The organism is Streptomyces sp. NPDC051207 (genome assembly GCF_040682395.1).
Classification (GTDB): domain Bacteria; phylum Actinomycetota; class Actinomycetes; order Streptomycetales; family Streptomycetaceae; genus Streptomyces.
In genome coordinates this window covers 42,636-60,798 of the sequence record NZ_JBFBAX010000010.1, presented here as the reverse complement: position 1 = coordinate 60,798, position 18,163 = coordinate 42,636, and the positions used below count along the sequence as shown (strand labels likewise).

The window sequence follows — 18,163 nt, the reverse complement described above, 5'->3', positions numbered from 1 at the left end:
GCTCACAGCTCCCCCATCCGCCGGATCACCGGAGCGACGCGCTGCACCCCGTGCCGGTAGGCCCCGCGGGCGGCGCGGCGCACGATCTGCCGGACCGGTCCCGGGTCCTTGTCGGCGGCCGGCGCACCCGGCAGCGGGGTGCCGTCGGGGCCGAGGTGGTGGCGGGCGAGGATGCGGGGCAGATAGCCGGGCGCGGTGCCGGGCGTGTAGTACGGGGTCAGCGGGGGCAGGCCGCCGGGCCGGTCGAGCAGCTTGGCGACGCGCTCCCGTGCGGCGTCGAACGCGGTGGCGTACGAACCTGCCCCGGAGGGGGTGCCCCCGGCGGCGACGCCCTGCCGGGCCACCCACTCCTCGTCGGGCTCGGGCAGGTGGCCCTCGTCCAGCTGGTCCCAGGAGGCGAGGCAGCCGGAGCCGACGAAGTGGTGGTTGCCGAGGTTCTCGCGGATGCCGAGGTCGGTGAGGACGACGGTCGGGATGCGGCGGTGCAGCGACTCCAGGGCGGCCGTGGAGCTGACGGTGACCAGCAGGTCGGTCCGGTCGAGCACCTCGCCCATGTGGCCGTACACCAGGCGGAGGTTGTCGGGCAGGTCCAGCTTCTGCGCCAGCTTCTGGTACGGCAGTTCCTCGATGTGGGTGGTGTGCTCGCCGGGGCGGGAGCGCAGCTTGAGCAGCACCTCGCGCTCGGGGTGCCTGCGGGCGTGCCGGACGAGGCGCTCCAGCAGGTAGGCGCGGTCCGTGCGGTTGTCCGGGACGGAGGGCTGCGCGGCGAAGGTGACGGTGTACGGGTCGTGTTCGCCCGCGTAGGGCGCGCCGCCGAGGAACGGCAGGGCGACCTCGGTCACGCACGAGGAGTCGGCGCCGACGCCGTCGTACACGGCGCGGAAACGGTCCGCGTCCTGGCGGGAGTTGGCGAGGACGAGGTCGGCGCCGTGCCGCAGCAGCAGCCCGTCGGTGAGCTTCTCGTAGACGACGCCGACGTAGCCGGTGACGACGGCGGGCCGTGCGGTGCGGTCCTCCCAGACGCGCTTGAGGCCGTGCAGCATGGCCTGGACGCCGCCGCCGACCAGGGCGAGCACGAGGACGTCGTAGGACTCGGCGGCCATGGTCCGCAGGAACTCGACGGCGGTCACCTCGCGCAGCCGGTCGGCGCGGACGCCGACCTCCTGGAGCTGACGGGCCGTCGGAGTGGCGCGTCCGCGCAGCAGGTACCCGTCCAGCACGGCGTCCGCACCCGCCGCCGGCACCGGGGCGATACGGTGCGCGGTGAGCGCACCCCACTTCCACCGGGTGTCGGAGTCGGCGAGGACGGCGATCCTCGGGGCCTTGGCGGCGTTCGTTGTACTTGCTGGCACGCCCCAGACGCTAGGAAGCGATTCCGAGGAACCGCCCAACCCGAACACAACAAACGGTTAACAGCACATCGCCGAATGGCGAATCCGCTCGTGGACGGCCCGTAAATGCGTTCGCTTCACGGCTTCGCCACGCGTCGTTCACCTCTCATCAAGGTGTGGGTAAAGACGAATGACGGGCCGCCGCCTAACGTCACGTGCGTGCCCAAGCTCTCCGTCATCGTGCCGTTCTACAACGTGCAGCAATATGCCCCCGAGACCCTGCGAAGCCTGCGCGCGAACGCGCGTGACGACTTCGAATTCATCCTCGTCGACGACTGCTCGACCGACGGGACCCCCGGCATTCTCGCGCGCGCGGAGCGTGAGCTGCCGGGCGCGGTGCTGGTCCAGCACGAGCGCAACGGCGGTCTGGCGACCGCCCGCAACACCGGTATCGACGCCGCGCGCGGCGAATACCTGACCTTCCTGGACGGTGACGACTGGCTGGCCCCCGGCTACTACGCCAAGTTGGTCGGCGTCATCGAGGAACTGGGCTGCGACTTCGTGCGCACCGACCACGTGCAGTGCACCGCGCGCGCCCGGTCCGTGCACCGTGTGCCGCACGGCAGGCGGAACGTCGTGCTGGACCCGCGCGACGCGATCCTGCCCGCCCACCGCTCCACGTCCGTCGACTACGCGTACGCGTGGGCGGGCGTCTACCACCGCCGGCTGGTCGACCGCGGCCTGCTGCACTTCACCGACGGGCTGCGCACGGCCGAGGACCGGCCGTGGATCTGGAAGCTGCACCGGGAGGCGGAATCCTTCGCGGTCTGCGGGCTGCTGGGCGTTTTCTACCGGCGCGGAGTGGCCTCGTCGCTGACCCAGATCGGAGATGCCAGGCAGCTCGATTTCATTCGCGCCTTCGACCAGGTGGTGGCCGAAACCGCCCAGGACCCGGAGGCCGAAAAGCTACTCCCGAAGGCCGTGCGCACCTATTGCGCCATCATTTCCCACCATCTTGGATCCATCGAAAGGTTCGAGCCTCCCGTGGCCCGGAAACTGAAGGCGATGAGTACCGCCGCGCTGCGCCGCATGCCGCAGGACGCGCTGGAGGAGGTGCTCGACTCGATGGACACCGAGCGCGCCACACGGCTGCGCCGGCTGCGCCGCCGTCCGATGCCGGCCGCGGAGGTGGCGGCGTGACCACGCAGATCTTCATGGCGTCGACGCTGTACGGCACGGCCACGCTGGCCGCCGCCCTGGACTCCGGCTGCTTCGACGCCGCCGACCGGCGGATACTGCTGGTGTCCAACAACGCGGCGAACCCGGAGACCGCGCCCGCCGTGGACGCGATGCCCGGCTTCGAGCAGCTGCGGACCCGGTTCGACGACGTCGTGTCGTGGAACGAGGCCGTCTTCCCGTTCCACCCGGGCGGCTGGGCGCCGCGCGTCGAGGACGCCCCCGTGTGGGAGCGCTATCTGCGGCTGGCCTGGGGGCTCGGGGACGACGACGTGGCCCTCGCCGTCGAGTCGATCCAGGTCCAGCCCGCCCTCGGGGTGGCGCAGATGTTCCCGGACGCGCCGCTGACCGTCTACGCGGACGGCCTGATGAGCTACGGCCCCACCCGCAACAAGCTCGACCCGCTGGTCGGCACGCGCGTGGAGCGGCTGCTGCACCTGGACCTCGTGCCGGGCCTGAAGCCGCTGCTGCTCACGGAGTTCGGCGTGGAGCCGGAGGTCGTGCCGACGGCCGCGTTCACCAAGGTGCTCGCCGAGCTGGTCGACACCGGCGCCGGGCTGCCCGAGGTGGAGGAACCGGCGCTGCTGCTCGGGCAGTACCTGTCCGCGCTGAACATCCTCTCCCCCGACGAGGAGGAGGACCTGCACGTACGGATGCTGAAGGGCGCCGTCGAACTCGGCCACTCCCGCGTGGTGTTCAAGCCGCACCCCTCGGCCCCGGACCGCTTCACGCGCAGGCTGGAGGAGGAGGCCGAGCGGCTCGGCGCCGGTCTCACCGTGCTCGACACGCCGGTGCTCGCCGAGGTGCTGTACCAGCGGATGCGCCCGGCGCTGGTCGTCGGCTGCTTCTCCACGGGCCTGCTCACCGCGTCCGCGCTGTACGGCCTGCCGGTCGCCCGGGTCGGCACGGGGACCCTGCTGGAGCGGCTGACGCCGTACGAGAACAGCAACCGCGTGCCCGTCACGGTGGTCGACGCGCTGCTGCCGGAGCTGACCGACAGGAGTGCGGTCGCCGCGCAGCGCGGCGGCATGGACACCGAGGCGCTGGCCGCGCTGGTGCGGACGGTCGGCTTCGCGATGCAGCCGAAGATCCTCCCGGAGCTGCGCGCCGAGGCCGAGCGGTACCTGACGGACAACCTGAACGCCCACCTGTGGCGGTACTTCAAGAAGAGGCGCCTCACCTCGCTGGCCCTGCCGGGCGGCGTGCCGAGGCAGCTGGCGTTCCTGCCGCGCAACGCGGCCGTGCGCCGGGCGGTGCGCAAGGCGCGCAGCCTGCAGCGGGCCGTGCGGCGCTGAGCCGCCGGGTGCGTCCCCGCGGCCGTCACGGCGGCGGGGACGGGAGCCGCCGCGCCGATGGCGGCGGCGGACCGCCACGGCGGGGTCTCCCGCGGAACGGGGGACGCCGGGCCATTCAGGAAACCCACAGGAAGGACCTCCCGTGACCAGCACTGCCGTCCGTCCCGCCGTCGAAGTGCCCGTGGGACCGGCGCGTACCCGGCCACCGCGCCAGGACCGGCTGCGTGCCCTGGACGGGCTGCGCCTGGTCGCCGCGCTGATGGTGGCGGCGTACCACTACGGCGGCCGGGGCGGCGAGGTCACCGAGGCCTGGGGCAGCTCGCCCAAGCGGCAGTTCCCGACGCTGCACGAGTTCTTCGCCTACGGCTGCCTCGGCGTGCAGGTGTTCTTCGTGATCAGCGGTTTCGTGATCTGCATGAGCGGCTGGGGACGCCCCCTGAAGTCGTTCTTCGCCTCCCGCGCGTCCCGGCTGCTGCCCGCCTACTGGGCGGCCGTGATCCTGGTGACGGCGGTGTTCGCGCTGCCGGTGGTCGCCTACGAGGCGGTCTCCCCGAGCGACGCGCTGGTCAACCTGACCATGCTGCAGCAGCCGCTGGGCGCGGACCGGGTGCTCGGGGTGTGCTGGACGCTGTGGGCGGAGGTCCGGTTCTACGCGCTGTTCGCCCTGTGCGTCGTGCTGCCCGGCGCCGGCAGGCAGCGCGTGATCATGTTCTGCGCGGGCTGGACCCTGGCCGCGGTGATCGCGGAAGCCGCGAACGAGCCGCTGCTCGACCTGGTGCTGATGCCCGAGTACGCGCCGTTCTTCATCGGCGGCATCGGCCTGTACCTCGTCCACCGCGACCGGCGGGACGCCTACGCCTGGGGCATCGTGGGCGTCAGCTGGCTGATCGGCCAGCACTACGCGGTGCAGGAGCTGTGGCACGCCCCGGACGCGGGCGGTTTCTCCTACCGCTCCTCGCTCGGCATCGCCGCCGTCGTGACGTTCGGCTTCGTGGCCGTCGCGGCGATCGCGCTGGGCCGGCTGCACTGGGCGAACTGGCGCCGGCTGACGGTGGCCGGGGCGCTGACCTACCCGTTCTACCTGGTGCACGAGCACCTCGGCTGGGTCGTGATCCACGCCCTGCACCGGGGCCTGGGTCTGCCGTCGGCGGTGACGTTCACGCTGACGGTGGCGGCGATGCTGCTGCTGGCCTGGCTGCTCAACCGGTTCGTCGAAAAGCCGCTCACCCCCCGGCTGCGCACCGCTCTGGCCAAGAATCGCTGAGGTGTTCACATGACGTTCAGCGGAAGGTCAGTTCGCACACCGGGAAGTGAGCAGGATCACTCCATGGCCAACGCACAAGCAACCCACACGCTGCCGGGCGAGCTGAACGACGTACCTGGCTGGTTCCCGCCCCTCGACCAGATGCTGTTCACCTGGTTCCTCGACCGCCAGGAGGCCGGCGGCGTCCGCGGCGACCTGCTGGAACTCGGCGTGTACCTCGGCAAGAGCGCGATCCTGCTGGGCGCGCACCTGCGCCACGGCGAGCGCTTCACCGTCTGCGACCTGTTCGAGAGCGACGCCCCGGACGGGGCCAACCAGGCGGAGACCACGAAGTCGTACGCCTCGCTCACCCGGCAGGCCTTCGAGCGGAACTACCTCTCCTTCCACGACGAGCTGCCCCGGGTGCTCCAGGCGCCCAGCTCCGTCATCTCCGGCGAGGTCGAGCCCGGCACCTGCCGCTTCGTCCACATCGACGCCTCGCACCTGTACGAGCACGTCCACGGCGACATCGGCGCCGCCCGCGACATCCTGCGGCCCGACGGCATCGTGGTCCTCGACGACTTCCGCTCCGAGCACACGCCGGGCGTCGCGGTCGCCGTCTGGGAGGCCGTCCTCAACCGCGGCCTGAAGCCGATCTGCCTGAGCACCCAGAAGCTGTACGGCACCTGGGGCGACCCCGAGCCGGTCCAGGAGGAGCTGCTGGCGATGCTGCGGGAGCGGAACGACTGCGGGCTGAGTGTCCAGCACGCGGCGGGGCACCGGCTGGTGCGGGCGCGGTCCCGGGGCGTGCAGCCGCCGCCGTTCCCGCGCTCGAGGCACTACGTGACGCCCGAACCGGCACCTCCCGCGGCCACCCCCGCGCCTGCGGTCACCGCGTCGCGCCCCCCGCGCTCCCGGGTGCGCAGACTCGCCGTGGACCTGCTGCCCCCGCTGCTGGTGCGCGGCCTGCGCCGGGCACGCGCCCGGCGCGCGTGATCCCCGACTCCTGCTACGCGCCCGCCAGCGACAGCTTCACGGCGAAGCCCAGGAACAGCGCTCCCGCCGCCGAGGTCGCCCCGGCCGTCAGACGCCGGCGGCGGCGGAAGGCGGCGGCCAGCTTCGTGCCGCTGAATATCAGCGCGGTGAGGTAGAGGAAGCTGGCGAGCTGGGCGAGCGTGCCGAGGACGACGAACGACAGGGCGGGGTAGGCGTACCCGGGGTCGACGAACTGCACGAAGAACGCGACGAAGAACAGGATCGCCTTCGGGTTCAAGAGGCTGATGGCCAGGGCACGGCGGAACGGCCGTTCGTCGGTGGCCGCGGGCTGCGCCCCGGCGGGCTCCGGCTCCTCCCGCCGCGTCCGCCACATGGCCCAGGCGGCCCGCAGCAGGCCGACCGCGAGCCAGGTCAGATACCCGGCCCCGGCGAACTTCACGATCCCGAACAGCACGGCGTTGGCCTGGAGCAGCGAGGCGACGCCGGCCGCGGACAGCGTCATCAGCACCGCGTCGCCGCACCACACGCCGGCCGCGGCGGTGTACCCGGCGCGCACTCCGCGCCGGGCGGCGACGGACAGCACGTACAGCGAGTTGGGACCGGGCATCAGGACGATGAGGATCAGACCTGCCAGGTAGGTGGGGAGATCGATGACACCGAACATGGACAGGAGTGTCGCACGGGGGTACGACACTCGGGAGCGGTCCTGCGGGGTCGCACCGGGCCCCGCCCGGACCGCCCGCGCGGGGCTGCGCCGAGGCCCCGGTCAGAACGCGTCCGAGGGCACGTACGTCCCCCAGACCTCCCGCAGCGCGTTGCACACCTCGCCCACCGTCGCGCGGGCCCGCAGGGCGTCCTTCATCGGGTACAGGACGTTGTCCTCGCCCTCGGCGGCCTTCCTCAGCGCCGCCAGCGCGGCGTCCACCGCCCGCTGGTCGCGCCCGGCGCGCAGCTTCGCCAGCCGCTCCGCCTGCTGCGCCTCGATGGCGGGGTCGACGCGCAGCGGCTCGTACGGCTCCTCCTCGTCGAGCTGGAAGCGGTTGACGCCGACGACCACCCGCTCGCCGGAGTCGGTCTCCTGCGCGATGCGGTAGGCGCTGCGCTCGATCTCGCCCTTCTGGAAGCCGTGTTCGATGGCGCTGACCGCGCCGCCCAGCTCCTCGACCTTCTCCATCAGCTCCAGCGCCGCCGCCTCGACGTCGTCGGTCATCTTCTCGATGACGTAGGACCCGGCGAAGGGGTCGACGGTCGCGGTCACGTCCGTCTCGTAGGCGAGGACCTGCTGGGTGCGCAGGGCCAGGCGCGCGGACTTGTCGGTGGGCAGCGCGATGGCCTCGTCGAAGGAGTTGGTGTGCAGCGACTGCGTGCCGCCGAGCACCGCCGCCAGGCCCTGCACGGCGACGCGCACCAGGTTCACCTCGGGCTGCTGGGCCGTCAGCTGGACCCCGGCCGTCTGGGTGTGGAAGCGCAGCATCAGCGACTTGGGGTTCCGCGCGCCGAACTCCTCGCGCATCACCCGCGCCCAGATGCGCCGCGCCGCGCGGAACTTGGCGACCTCCTCCAGGATCGTCGTACGGGCGACGAAGAAGAAGGACAGCCGGGGCGCGAAGTCGTCGACGTCCATGCCGGCCGCGACGGCCGTGCGCACGTACTCGATGCCGTCGGCCAGCGTGAACGCGATCTCCTGCGCGGGCGAGGCGCCCGCCTCGGCCATGTGGTAGCCGGAGATCGAGATGGTGTTCCACTTCGGGATCTCGGCCCTGCAGTACTTGAAGATGTCCGCGATCAGGCGCAGCGAGGGCTTGGGCGGGAAGATGTACGTGCCCCGGGCGATGTACTCCTTCAGCACGTCGTTCTGAATCGTGCCGGTGAGCTTGTCCGCGCTGACGCCCTGCTCCTCCGCGACGAGTTGGTACAGCAGCAGGAGCAGTGCCGCCGGGGCGTTGATCGTCATCGACGTGGAGACCTTGTCCAGCGGGATGCCGTCGAACAGCACCCGCATGTCGTCGATCGAGTCGATGGCGACGCCCACCTTGCCGACCTCGCCGGACGCGATCGGGGCGTCGGAGTCGTGGCCCATCTGGGTCGGCAGGTCGAAGGCCACGGACAGGCCCATGGTGCCGTTGGCGATCAGCTGCTTGTAGCGGGCGTTGGACTCGGTCGCGGTGCCGAAGCCGGCGTACTGCCGCATGGTCCACGGGCGGCCCGTGTACATGGTCGGGTACACGCCGCGGGTGAAGGGGTACCGGCCCGGCTCGCCCAGTTTCTCGGCGGGGTCCCAGCCCTCAAGGGTCTCCGGCCCGTAGACCGGCTCAATGGGCAGTCCGGACTCCGACTCGCGCGCCATGGTGTTGATGCCTCCCGCTGAGCGTTGTTTCGGGTTACCCGCCGGTTACCTGCCAGTACGGCGACCCTTCGACGGACTGTAGCGGCGGGCGTGCACCCCGTGGAGGGGCGCCCGCTGGGACCTTCCTCACAGCCATCTTGCGGCACCGGTCACATCGCTGTCGCGCGCCCGGCGCGGGGCGGTCCGTGTCGTTCGGCCGGTGCCGCTCGGCCGATGTCGCTCGCCTGCGTCGCTCGGCCGGTGTCGTTCTGTTCACGGCCGTCGCGTCCGGGGAACATCACAGTGACGCCGGGTCGGTCCGGCGGGCCGTGAGACGTGGAGGGGGCCGAGTGCGGATCAGGGGCATGGGCAGGAGTGCCGCGGCGCTCGTGGCGCTGGCCGCGGTGGGCGGCGCGGGCGCGCTGAGCGGTTGCAGGGTGGAGCCCGCGCACGGGGCGGGCGGACAGGGCCCGCCGGTACGCGTCGAGCTGCCGGACAGCGCCTCGTCCGCCCCCGGTTCCGCCCCCGCAGCCCCGCGGGACGACGGCAGACCGGAGGCGTCGGCTCCGGCCCCGGTGCTGTGGTCCCGCGGCGCCGACGGCCCGGACGTCCGCGAACTCCAGGCGCGGCTGCGCCAGGTGGAGTGGCTGCACGACGGGCCGACCGGGACGTACGACGACCTCACCGAGCGGGCGGTGCGCGGCTTCCAGGGCAAGCGCGGGCTGCCGCAGACCGGTGCCACGGACCGGGTCACCTGGCAGCGACTGCTCGGGATGACGCGCGAGCCGGGCAAGTGGGAGCTGTACCTGATGGGCGGCCAGCCGCCCGACGCGCCGGACCCGCGCTGCCTGAGCGGCCGGGTGCTGTGCATCAGCAAGACGAGCCGCACCCTGCGCTGGATGGTCGACGGGCGGACGGTGTCCACGATGGAGGTCCGGTTCGGCTCGCAGTACACGCCGACCCGCGAGGGCGTGTTCCGGGTGTACTGGAAGTCGCGCGAGCACTGGTCGACGCTGTACGACTCGCCGATGCCGTACGCGATGTTCTTCAGCGGCGGCCAGGCCGTGCACTTCTCCGCCGACTTCGCCGCCCGCGGTTACGCCGGTGCCTCGCACGGCTGCGTCAACGTACGGGACGAGGCGGCCGTCGCGGCGCTGTTCGCGCAGGTGAGGAGCGGCGACAAGGTCGTCGTGCACTGGTGAGTGAGGCGCGGGCGGGACCGGGGGAACGTGTCCCGCCCGCGCAGGTGCACGAGCCGTGGGTACGGGGGGAACCCCGGCTCCGTGCGACGGCCGATGACCAGTCGGCTCACTCAGTACTGCGCGCGAACGGCCGAAAGTGTCACACCCTTGGCGCAGAAAAATCCATGAACCGCGAAATCGCAGGTGAAAGGGGGGGCGCGGGCCGGAACCGGGTACCGGACGCCGGGGGCGCCTGGGGCTCCAGGGGGCGGCGGGCGCGGTCACCGACGTCGGCACGGCGGACGCGCGCCCGGCACGACGGCGACACCCCGACGCCCGGACGGCCACGAGTTGCGCCAGGATGCGTACGGGCCCACGGGGACGGTGCACGGGGACACCGGCATCGGCACGGGGACACGCCCGGCAGGACGGCGGCGCCCCGGCGTCCGGGACCCCTACGGCTCCCCAGAGACGGCGAGCGCGGCAAGCGAGGTCGGCGCGGCGGACGCGCCCGGCACGACGGTGGCGGCGCCCCGTCGCCCAGGACGCCCGCGACTCCACAGGCCCCACGGCTCACCTGGACGCGTACGCCTCCACGGACGGGAACCCCTACGGCTCCACAGGGACGGTCACCGGCGTCGGCGCGCCGGACGTGTCCGGCAGGACGCCCGCGCCGTCGGTTCGGCGAGCGTCGTCCGCCGCCGAGCCGTGGCCCGCTTCGCCACCGCCCTTGCCGCCCTGTCCGCCCGAGCCGCTGCGGTCGCCGCGGCCCTTGCCGCCGCCGCCCTGCCCGGACCCGCCGCCCTCGCCGGAGCCGCCCTGGCCCTCGCCCTCCGCGGCACCGGAGCCGGTGTCGGCCAGCACGCCCTCGCAGTACGTCCAGACCCGCGTCGAACTGCCCGCCGCGCTCTCCAGCACACGCTCGTTGTCGGCGCTGAGGTCCTTGCCGTCCCGGACGTCGCGGCAGGCGGACGCGATCCGCTCGACCCGCTCGGCGGCGTCGGCGGAGTCCCGCCCCTGCTCGCCGGGCGCGCTGCCGCGGCCGGTGTCCCGGCCGTCGCCGCCCGCCCCGCCGTCCCGGCCGCCGCCGCCCTTGCCGGGCGCCGCGCCCTCCGGGGAATCGCCGGGGGTGGCCTGTCCGCGCGCGGAGCCGTCCGGTGACGGGGAGACCGGCGGTCGCTCGGTCTCGGCGACCGACACCGAGGCCGCGGGTTCCGGTTCGTCCCCGCGGAACGGTGACGGCAGGGCTCCGGTGCCCGCCGCGACCGCGACACCGCCGACCATCCCGGCGGTCAGCACGGCGGCCAGGGCGAGCCGCGCGGGCCTGCCCCAGCGGCGGCGCTCCCGCTCGCCGAGGCGTGCCGCACCGGCGTCCGCGCCGCGCCGGCCCACGGGGGCGCAGGCCGCGTCCCGCTCGGCGCGGACCTTGCGGAACGCGGCCAGCGCGGCGGCCTCTCCGGGGAGTTCGTCGCTGGTCAGCGGGGGTGGCGCGGACAGCGCACCCAGGGTTTCGGCAAGCTGCTCGACCTGCTCACGGGCGGCGGCGTCGACAGCTTCGAGGGGCTCTCCGCTCAGCAAACGCTCCGCCGTTCCGCGGTCCAGCCACCGGTACTGCTCGTCGGCCATCACATGTCCTTCTGCGTCCGCGCGCGCGTATCCGTCACACTTGCGGACGTCACCGGACGGGCGCGCGGTTGTCGCTGAGGAGGCAGGGCGCCGAGGCCGTCGGCCGATTCCGGATCGCCGGAGAGGAGTTCGGCGAGCCGCTTCAGACCGCGGTGCGCGGCCGTACGGACGGCGCCGGGCCGCTTGCCGAGCGTCTCGGCGGCGGACTTGGCGTCCAGGCCGACGACCACGCGCAGCACGACCGCCTCGGCCTGGTCCTGCGGCAGCCGGGCGATGAGGGAGAACGCGCTGTCGGTGGCCAGCGCCTCCATGGCCTCGACCGCCGTGTCGGACTCGGCGGCCCGCCCGGCCAGTTCGGTCTCGTCGCCGCCCACGGCGGGGCGGCGGCCACGCATCCGGATGTGGTCCAGGGCGCGGTTGCGGGCGATGCGCGCGGCCCAGCCGCGGAACCGGTCGGCGTCGCCGCTGAACCTGTCCAGGTCGCGGGCGATCTGCAGCCAGGCCTCGGACGTGACGTCCTCGGCGTCCGGGTCGCCGACGAGTGTCCGTACGTACCCGAGCAGCCTCGGGTGCACGGCGCGGTACACAGTCCGGAACGCGGTCTCGTCCCCGCCCTGTGCCGCATGCACCGCGGCCGTCAGCTCCGCGTCGTCCCCCAGCACCGCGCCCCTCTTGCGCCTGAGCCGGCGCCGCTCTCGCGGACCGGGTTCTCGCCGTCGTGGTTCCTCGATGATTGATGTGCGGTCAAGCCGCAGGTGGTGGCGGTGGTCGGTCCGCCTCCGCACCGGCGCGCGAAGGGCACGTTACGGCGTGAAACCGCCCCCCGTCCACGTTGGTACAAGACGCAACCAACCCGTGACGCGGGGGGTGTGACACAAAACGCGCCCGCGCCGCTGTAGAGAGTACGGGCCGCCGCGCGGCCCGTACCGCGCGACGGCCGGGGCCTCTCCTGTGGGGGGTGGCGGCCCCGGCCGTTGCCTTGGCTCGCCTGTCCCGACCTGCGGCGATGCCGGGCGTTGCCTGCCGCTGCGGCCAGTCGGTCAGGCGCCTCCCGCCCTGCGGCCCGGGCCTCTAGCCGTTCCCGGCACCGCCCCTGCCCGTGTCCGCGTCCGCGTCCGGGCGGCTGTCGCCCGTGTCCTTGGGGTTTCCCGTGTCGGCGCCCCGGTCCGGGGCCGCCGGTGTGGTGGGGGCCCCGGCGCTCGGGGCCGCCGGGGCGCGTGTCGTGGCGTCGGCCGGGGTGTCCGGAGTCGGAGGCGTGGCCGGGGCGCGGGAGCCGCCCGGCGCCGCCCCGGGACCGGACCCGGAATCGGACCCAGAACCGGCATCGGAGCCGGAGTCGGACCCGGAGCCGGAATCGGAGCCGGAGTCGGACCCGGAGCCCAGTACCGCCTCGGACAGTTCGCGGGCGCAGAAGCCGTCGACCTCCTTCTCGCCGCCCGCCGCCTGCACGAGCCGCTTCCAGGCCGTCGCCTCCAGGCTCTTGCCGCGCTGCTTGACCTGCTCGTAGGCCCGGCAGTGGGTCTCGGTGTCCCGGGTGGTTCCCGGGCGGTCCGGCGCGGCGGACGCGGAGGGCGACGCCGGGCCGGCGGAGCCGGTGTCCCGCTGCCCGGAGCCGTCCGCGGGGGAACCGGCCGGGCGTCGTTCGTCGCCGGTGCCCTGCGCGGAGGAGTCCGTGCCGCCGATCGCCGCGAACGCGACCCCGCCCAGGGTGAAGCCCGCCAGCAGCACCGACAGGGCCGTCTTGAGGGAGCGCCCGGCACCGCGCCGCCCCCGGGGCCGCCAGTCGTCCCGGCGCCGGGTGCGGGCCCGGTGCGCACCGGCGTCCCGGGCCTCGCGGAACGCGTGCACGGCGCGCCGTTCGGCCTCGGCGTCCACCTGGCCGGCGCGCAGCGCCGCCCCGAGCAGGGCCTCGAAGGCGGCGTCGGGCACGGGGTCGCCGGGGTGCGCGCGCCGACGGCCGGTGCGCCCGCCGTCGCTGTGCTGTTCACCCATGTCCGTACCCGTCCTCGTCTGTTCCGCCCGCGCTGCCGCCGGTGCCGTGTCTCCGTCCGGGCCCGTCACCGGTCCGCGTCGCACGAACGCCCGTCCGCCCCGTGCCACGGGGGGATCCGTCCTGCCCGTTCAGCCCGCCCGGCGCCGGGCCGGGGCCGCCGCTCGCGGCGAAGTTCATGTCGACTCCCCCAGCGTCCGGGGAGCCTCATCCGTCACACTCTCCGCGCCGAGCTGTTTGGCGAGGCGCTTCAGCCCCCGGTAGGCGGCCGTCCGTACCGCGCCCGGCCGCTTGCCGAGGACGCGGGCGGCGGCCGGGCCGTCGAGGCCGATGACCACCCGCAGCAGCACGGCCTCGGCCTGGTCGCGCGGCAGGGCGCGGACCAGGCTCAGGGCCTGCTCGGTGGACAGGGTCTCCAGCACCTGCTCGTGGGTGCTGTGCGGGCCGGGCAGGTCCAGGACGTCCTGTTCGAGCGTGGTCGCCTGGGGCCGCACCCGCCTGCGGCGCAGGTGGTCCAGTGCCCGGTGCCGGGCGATCGTCGCGGTCCAGCCGCGGAACCCGGCGCCGTCGCCCTTGAAGCGCCCCAGGTCCCGGGCGATCTCCAGCCAGGCGTCGGACGCCACGTCCTCGGCCTCGTCCCCGACCAGTCCGCGCAGATAGCCGAGCAGTCCGGGCTGCACGAGCCGGTAGGCGACCGCGAAAGCGGCCTCGTCGCCTTCCTGGGCCCGCGCGACGGCCGCGCCCAACTCCCCGTCGTACGCCTGTGTGCGGCGGGATTCCCCTCCGTGGCCCAAGAATTGTCCTCGTCCGTACCGAGTGAGTGGCGATTCCGCGTCGTGCGGCACGTTCGGCCGTGCCCGCACCCCCCACGGTCATCAGCGCCGGACACCGCGGAAGTGTCACAGGTCACCCCGTGCACCCGGGCAGCTCGGACCCCGTGGCTCACACGGCGGCGGGTGGGGCGCGCCGGGCCCTGCCGTGCAGCGTCAGGTAGAAGGTCTGCAGCGAGTCCTGCGGATCGCCGGCCCGGAAGCGGTTGTGGACCTTGCCGAGCGGGTTCCAGACCCGCCCGTCGGGCATCCGTACGCCGACCGGCTGGCCGAAGTAGGCCCGCTGCTCGGCGTCGAAGTCCACCCACACCGCGCCCGCCCGGCGGACGAGGACCTCGCCGACGTACGCGCCGAGCCCGAACAGCGCGGCCCGGGCCCGCTCCTGGTCGGCGCCGCCCTTGCGCAGGCCGTCGACGAGGAAGTCGACGACGCGCAGGCTGGCCGTGGAGTAGTCGAGGGGGAGCCGGTTGCCGGCGGTGACACGTGTGACGAAGGCTCTGGCGCAGGCGCGCATGTCGGCCGCGCCGGGCGTGCGTTCGTGGACCTGCGTCATGGGACCCCACCCCTTTGCCTCCGGTGGGGAAACACCCGCCGCTCCCCCTGACGTCCAGCGCCACGAGGCCCGCGAACATCACTGGTCACGGACGTGTGCATGAACACACCGCCGTGTCGCGTTCCCTGGACAACCACGTGCCGCCTGTACGGCACGTCGACCGGGTTTCAGCCACGGCCGGCATGAAGGTCCTCCACCAGGACAGGACGTCCGTGCCTGGCGGCAACGAGTCCGGTGACGCGCTGGGCACCTGGGTGTCTGCCGAGCAACAGCACGGGCCTCGGCCACTCCGAGGCGGTCATCTGCGGCAGGACGACCCTCGGCACCCCGACGGACGCCCCCCGGGCCAGACCCTGACGCCGTAACCCACCGGCACCGGCCGTCTCCGTTCGCCGCCGTGGCGTCCCGGCCCATGGCCGGCCCGCTACGGCTGGAGGGCGGCCCCGTCCGTCGTCTGCGTCGCGTCCCGGCACAGCAGCCGCAGGGAGCCGTCCCCGGCGTAGCACCGCCGGGCCTCGTCCATCGGGTCCCACAGCCGCCCGTCCGGCGTCCGCACCCAGTACTCGCCGCCCGACGCCCACCACTCGCCGCCGGTCTGCCGGACGATCACCTCACCGGCGTACGCGCCGAATCCCCGCAGCACCAGGTCCACGGCGGCGGGAGGCGGTTCCTCCCGTCGAATGCCGTCGATCATCCGGTCGACGCTCCACAGACTCTGCGCCGAGTAGTCGAGCCGCAGCCGCGCCCCCTCCCGCATCGTCGCCACCGTGTCGGCCGCCCAGCGGGCCGGCTTCGACGCGGCGGAGGGCCTGGATTCGTGCTGTGTCGTCACAGTCGTCACATGGGGAGCAGCGCGGCCCGGCGGCGAAACGTCACTCCGGCCAGGCCGGATCCCCCGGACCGGCACAGGACCACCGCGACGCGCCCTCATCCACCGCACACCACCTACAGGAAGGTCACACGACTTCCCCACGGATGAGGTTTGCCGTCCCGACGCGCACGGCCCGTCCGGCGCAGGGCGCGCCGCCCCGTCAGCTCCGGGCCCGCGCCCGCCGCGACACCACCGCGCGCAGCACGCGCCGCCCCTCCGTCGCGACCTCCAGCGCGGGACGCAGCCCGGCCCCGCCGTGCCCGGCGAGCAGTTCCAGGACGGCGACCTGGCGGCGCAGTTCGGCGGCGACGAGCGGCGACATGCCGTCCGTACGGCCCTCGCGCCGCGCGTCGACCGAGTCCTCGTCGTCGGCGGGGTCGAGCAGCCGGTGGATCCGCAGCGAGGCGACCGAGCAGGCGTCGGCCCACGCGCGGACCCCCGCGGGGCTCCGGTCGGCCGGGGCCTGGGCGAGCATGCGGCGGGCCAGCAGCACGGCCTCGTCGCCGGCCGCGTCCTCGCCCTCGGGCGGCGCGTCCAGCTTGCCGCGGGCCTGCTCCAGGCAGGCGGCCCAGTCGTCGCCGACGTCGTCGGTGAGGCTCGCCCACAGCGGGCGCAGCACCTCGTCGTCGCCGCCGAGCAGGGGCACGCACCGATCCAAACAAGCCAGCCCGCTTGCGGCCAGGCCGCGTTCGTCGGCCCGTGCGATCAGTTCCACCAGGCTCATCCACGCCTCCCTCTGCGGGGTCCGCCGGGGACTCCACTGGCCTCCACAGGCCCTCACCGGGCGCCCTTCTCACGGAGCCCGCCACTTTGCCGTACTGCGTGCGACGGCCCGGGAGTGTCACAGCGGCACCACGCCGGGCCGTCGTGCAGGTGCACGACATGTTTTCGGCCAAAGGGTCGAGGTCGGCGGCCGGTACGTCAAGGAGTCGGCCGCGGTGCGCGGGGCGGGGAGGCGGGGCCCCGCTCAGCCGAGGCGGTCCGCCAGCGCTGTGAACTCGGCCCAGGACAGCTCGGGCCGGTCCGGGTCCCACAGCTTCTGGACGGTCGCCCGCAGCGGCATCCGGATGCCGGCCGCGACCTGCGCCTGCGTCTGGGAGTTCGCCAGGTCGCACCAGACGGCGAGGCTGCCGCCGAGGATCTGGTCGTCGTACCGCGCGGGCACGGCGGTGCTGCCGCGCAGCACGCGCGGCGTCCACTGCTCGTAGATCCGCTCGCCCGTGGGGTAGACGAAGGTCTGCGGCTCGCCGAGGACGTAGTACAGGTACTCGTCGTTGTAGTTGAGGACCTTTCGGCCCGCGCTCAGGTACTCCACCGGCTGCCGGGCGCCGATCTCCTTGCCCGTCCAGTAGGCGACCTCGATGCCCTTGTCCGCCGTCACGGACGTGTCCCGGAAGAAGCCGTCGTTCCAGGCGCGGGGCGTGCGGTCGTGCGCGCGGACGGTGCGGGCGCGGTCGTTGAGCCAGCCGGTCGCCAGGTCGGCGACGCCGGCCCCGGCCCCGTACGTCCGGCGGGCGGCGGCGGCGAGCTGCGGGAAGGACGCCTGCGGGTCGGAGACGACCAGCGCCTGGTACTCGTCGGCGCCGAGGTGCCAGCGGCTGCCGGGGAACAGGCCGGCGTACTCGTTCAGCAGGTCGTCGACGATGTCGGCGGCGGCGCGCCGGGAGATGTCGATGGCGCCGCGGGTCGGCACGCCGTTCACGTTGCGCAGCTGGAGCTCGGGGTGGGCGGCGAGGACGGCGCCGAGGTGTCCGGGCGAGTCGATCTCGGGCACGACCGTGATGTGCCGCTCGGCCGCGAGGGCGACGATCTTCTTCACCTGCGCCTTGGTCAGGTGGTCCCGTGAGACGACCTCGGGGTGCGTGTCGGACTCGATGCGGAAGGCCTGGTCGTCGGAGAAGTGCAGGCCCAGCTCGTTGAACTTCAGGTCGCCGAGCTCGCGGACCCGGTCCTCGATCCAGTCGGCGGTGAAGTGCTTGCGCGCGATGTCCAGCATGAACCCGCGCCGCGGCTTGGCCGGTTCGTCCCGCACGACGCCCTCGGGGGCGGTGCCGCCGCCGCGCACCGTCTGCTTGAGGGTGCGGGTGCCGTAGAAGACGCCCGCGTCGGCGGGCCCGCTGATGGTGACCCGCCCGCCGCGCACGGTCATGGTGTACGACTCCGGGTTCGCGCCCTCGTCGCCGCTCAGCGCGAGCCGCAGGTCGCCCTCGCGCACGTCGTCCTTCTCGCCCGCGTAACCGAGCCCCAGCTCACGGGCGATGAGCCGGCCCTCGTCGGCCAGGTCGGCGTCGGCCACCACCACGCGGTTGCCGCGCTCGGGGCGCCAGCCGGGGCCGCGCGCCGGGGTGTGGTCGCGCACCGCGGGGATGGTGCGGGGCGCGGTGGACAGCGGGTAGGAGCGGGTGGGGCTCGGGCTGCTGCGCGGGGCCTCGCGGGCCGGGGCGGCGCCGGTGGAGCGTCCCGCCGGGTCGCCGTCGTCGCCGCCGGCCGCCCAGAGGCCGACGCCGAGACCGGCGGCGGCGAGGACCCCGGCGACCGCTGCCGCCACGATCCGCCGCTGCTTCACCTTGCGCGCCGGTGGCCGGCGCCTGTGCTGGCTCATCGCGCCCACCGTAAGCAGAGAACCGTCCACCACACGTTCCTGAACTCTCCCGTCCGGGTGAAATTCGGGCATCTGTCGGACAC

Annotated in this window: 16 protein-coding genes; 5 read left to right on the top strand and 11 right to left on the bottom strand. The window is 73.9% G+C overall.

The genetic code is table 11. The features are described from left to right. Window positions 1-2 precede the first annotated feature (2 nt). Window positions 3-1,352 carry a DUF6716 putative glycosyltransferase gene (locus AB0M97_RS12770; protein ID WP_365960834.1) on the bottom strand — a complete coding sequence of 450 codons (1,350 nt, stop codon included), beginning with the start codon at window positions 1,350-1,352 and terminating at the stop codon, window positions 3-5. A 198-nt stretch (window positions 1,353-1,550) separates the two neighbouring features. On the opposite strand from AB0M97_RS12770, the gene AB0M97_RS12765 reads away from it, so the two are divergent. From AB0M97_RS12765 to AB0M97_RS12750, 4 genes are all read left to right on the top strand, one after another. Beyond that, window positions 1,551-2,531: a glycosyltransferase family 2 protein gene (locus AB0M97_RS12765; protein WP_365960978.1), complete on the top strand. Its 981-nt coding sequence runs from the start codon at window positions 1,551-1,553 to the stop codon at window positions 2,529-2,531. Then, complete coding sequence (locus tag AB0M97_RS12760) at window positions 2,528-3,862, top strand: polysialyltransferase family glycosyltransferase (RefSeq protein WP_365960833.1); 1,335 nt, start codon at window positions 2,528-2,530, stop codon at window positions 3,860-3,862. The genes AB0M97_RS12765 and AB0M97_RS12760 overlap by 4 nt, the downstream gene beginning before the upstream one ends. A 175-nt stretch (window positions 3,863-4,037) precedes the next feature. Further along, the gene (locus tag AB0M97_RS12755) at window positions 4,038-5,126 is read left to right on the top strand and encodes an acyltransferase (protein WP_365960977.1); all 1,089 of its coding nucleotides are present in this window, start codon (window positions 4,038-4,040) and stop codon (window positions 5,124-5,126) included. A 63-nt stretch (window positions 5,127-5,189) separates the two neighbouring features. Beyond that, window positions 5,190-6,101 (top strand): class I SAM-dependent methyltransferase, encoded by a 912-nt coding sequence (locus AB0M97_RS12750; protein WP_365960832.1) that lies wholly within the window; start codon window positions 5,190-5,192, stop codon window positions 6,099-6,101. A gap of 13 nt (window positions 6,102-6,114) precedes the next feature. Here AB0M97_RS12750 and leuE read toward each other — a convergent pair whose 3' ends face one another. Together leuE and AB0M97_RS12740 are read right to left on the bottom strand one after the other, a co-directional pair. Further along, window positions 6,115-6,765 (bottom strand): leucine efflux protein LeuE, encoded by a 651-nt coding sequence (leuE, locus tag AB0M97_RS12745; protein WP_365960831.1) that lies wholly within the window; start codon window positions 6,763-6,765, stop codon window positions 6,115-6,117. Between the two features lie 102 nt (window positions 6,766-6,867). Beyond that, a complete protein-coding gene (locus AB0M97_RS12740) occupies window positions 6,868-8,448 on the bottom strand; it encodes a methylmalonyl-CoA mutase family protein (protein ID WP_365960830.1) in 1,581 nt (526 codons plus the stop codon). A gap of 344 nt (window positions 8,449-8,792) precedes the next feature. Between AB0M97_RS12740 and AB0M97_RS12735 the strand changes: the two genes are divergently transcribed. Continuing rightward, on the top strand, window positions 8,793-9,629 hold the full coding sequence (locus AB0M97_RS12735; RefSeq protein WP_365960829.1) for a L,D-transpeptidase family protein: 837 nt from the start codon (window positions 8,793-8,795) through the stop codon (window positions 9,627-9,629). A gap of 588 nt (window positions 9,630-10,217) precedes the next feature. Here AB0M97_RS12735 and AB0M97_RS12730 read toward each other — a convergent pair. From AB0M97_RS12730 to AB0M97_RS12695, 8 genes are all read right to left on the bottom strand, one after another. Beyond that, entirely contained in the window at window positions 10,218-11,234 is a 1,017-nt protein-coding gene (locus tag AB0M97_RS12730) for a hypothetical protein (protein ID WP_365960828.1), read from the bottom strand. Then, window positions 11,234-11,896, bottom strand: a complete 663-nt coding sequence (locus AB0M97_RS12725; protein ID WP_365960827.1) for an RNA polymerase sigma factor — start codon at window positions 11,894-11,896, stop codon at window positions 11,234-11,236. Before AB0M97_RS12725 ends, AB0M97_RS12730 begins: the two co-directional genes overlap by 1 nt. Before the next feature lie 409 nt (window positions 11,897-12,305). Continuing rightward, window positions 12,306-13,226 carry a hypothetical protein gene (locus AB0M97_RS12720; RefSeq protein ID WP_365960826.1) on the bottom strand — a complete coding sequence of 307 codons (921 nt, stop codon included), beginning with the start codon at window positions 13,224-13,226 and terminating at the stop codon, window positions 12,306-12,308. A gap of 174 nt (window positions 13,227-13,400) precedes the next feature. Next, window positions 13,401-14,018, bottom strand: coding sequence for an RNA polymerase sigma factor (locus AB0M97_RS12715; RefSeq protein ID WP_365960824.1), 618 nt, complete (start codon window positions 14,016-14,018; stop codon window positions 13,401-13,403). 148 nt (window positions 14,019-14,166) lie between these two features. After that, window positions 14,167-14,607 carry a hypothetical protein gene (locus AB0M97_RS12710; RefSeq protein ID WP_365960823.1) on the bottom strand — a complete coding sequence of 147 codons (441 nt, stop codon included), beginning with the start codon at window positions 14,605-14,607 and terminating at the stop codon, window positions 14,167-14,169. A gap of 424 nt (window positions 14,608-15,031) precedes the next feature. Next, a complete protein-coding gene (locus AB0M97_RS12705; RefSeq protein WP_365960822.1) occupies window positions 15,032-15,439 on the bottom strand; it encodes a hypothetical protein in 408 nt (135 codons plus the stop codon). A gap of 199 nt (window positions 15,440-15,638) precedes the next feature. Continuing rightward, entirely contained in the window at window positions 15,639-16,202 is a 564-nt protein-coding gene (locus AB0M97_RS12700; RefSeq protein ID WP_365960821.1) for a hypothetical protein, read from the bottom strand. Window positions 16,203-16,445: 243 nt separating this feature from the next. Then, entirely contained in the window at window positions 16,446-18,080 is a 1,635-nt protein-coding gene (locus tag AB0M97_RS12695; protein ID WP_365960820.1) for a glycoside hydrolase family 20 protein, read from the bottom strand. Between the last annotated feature and the right edge of the window lie 83 nt (window positions 18,081-18,163).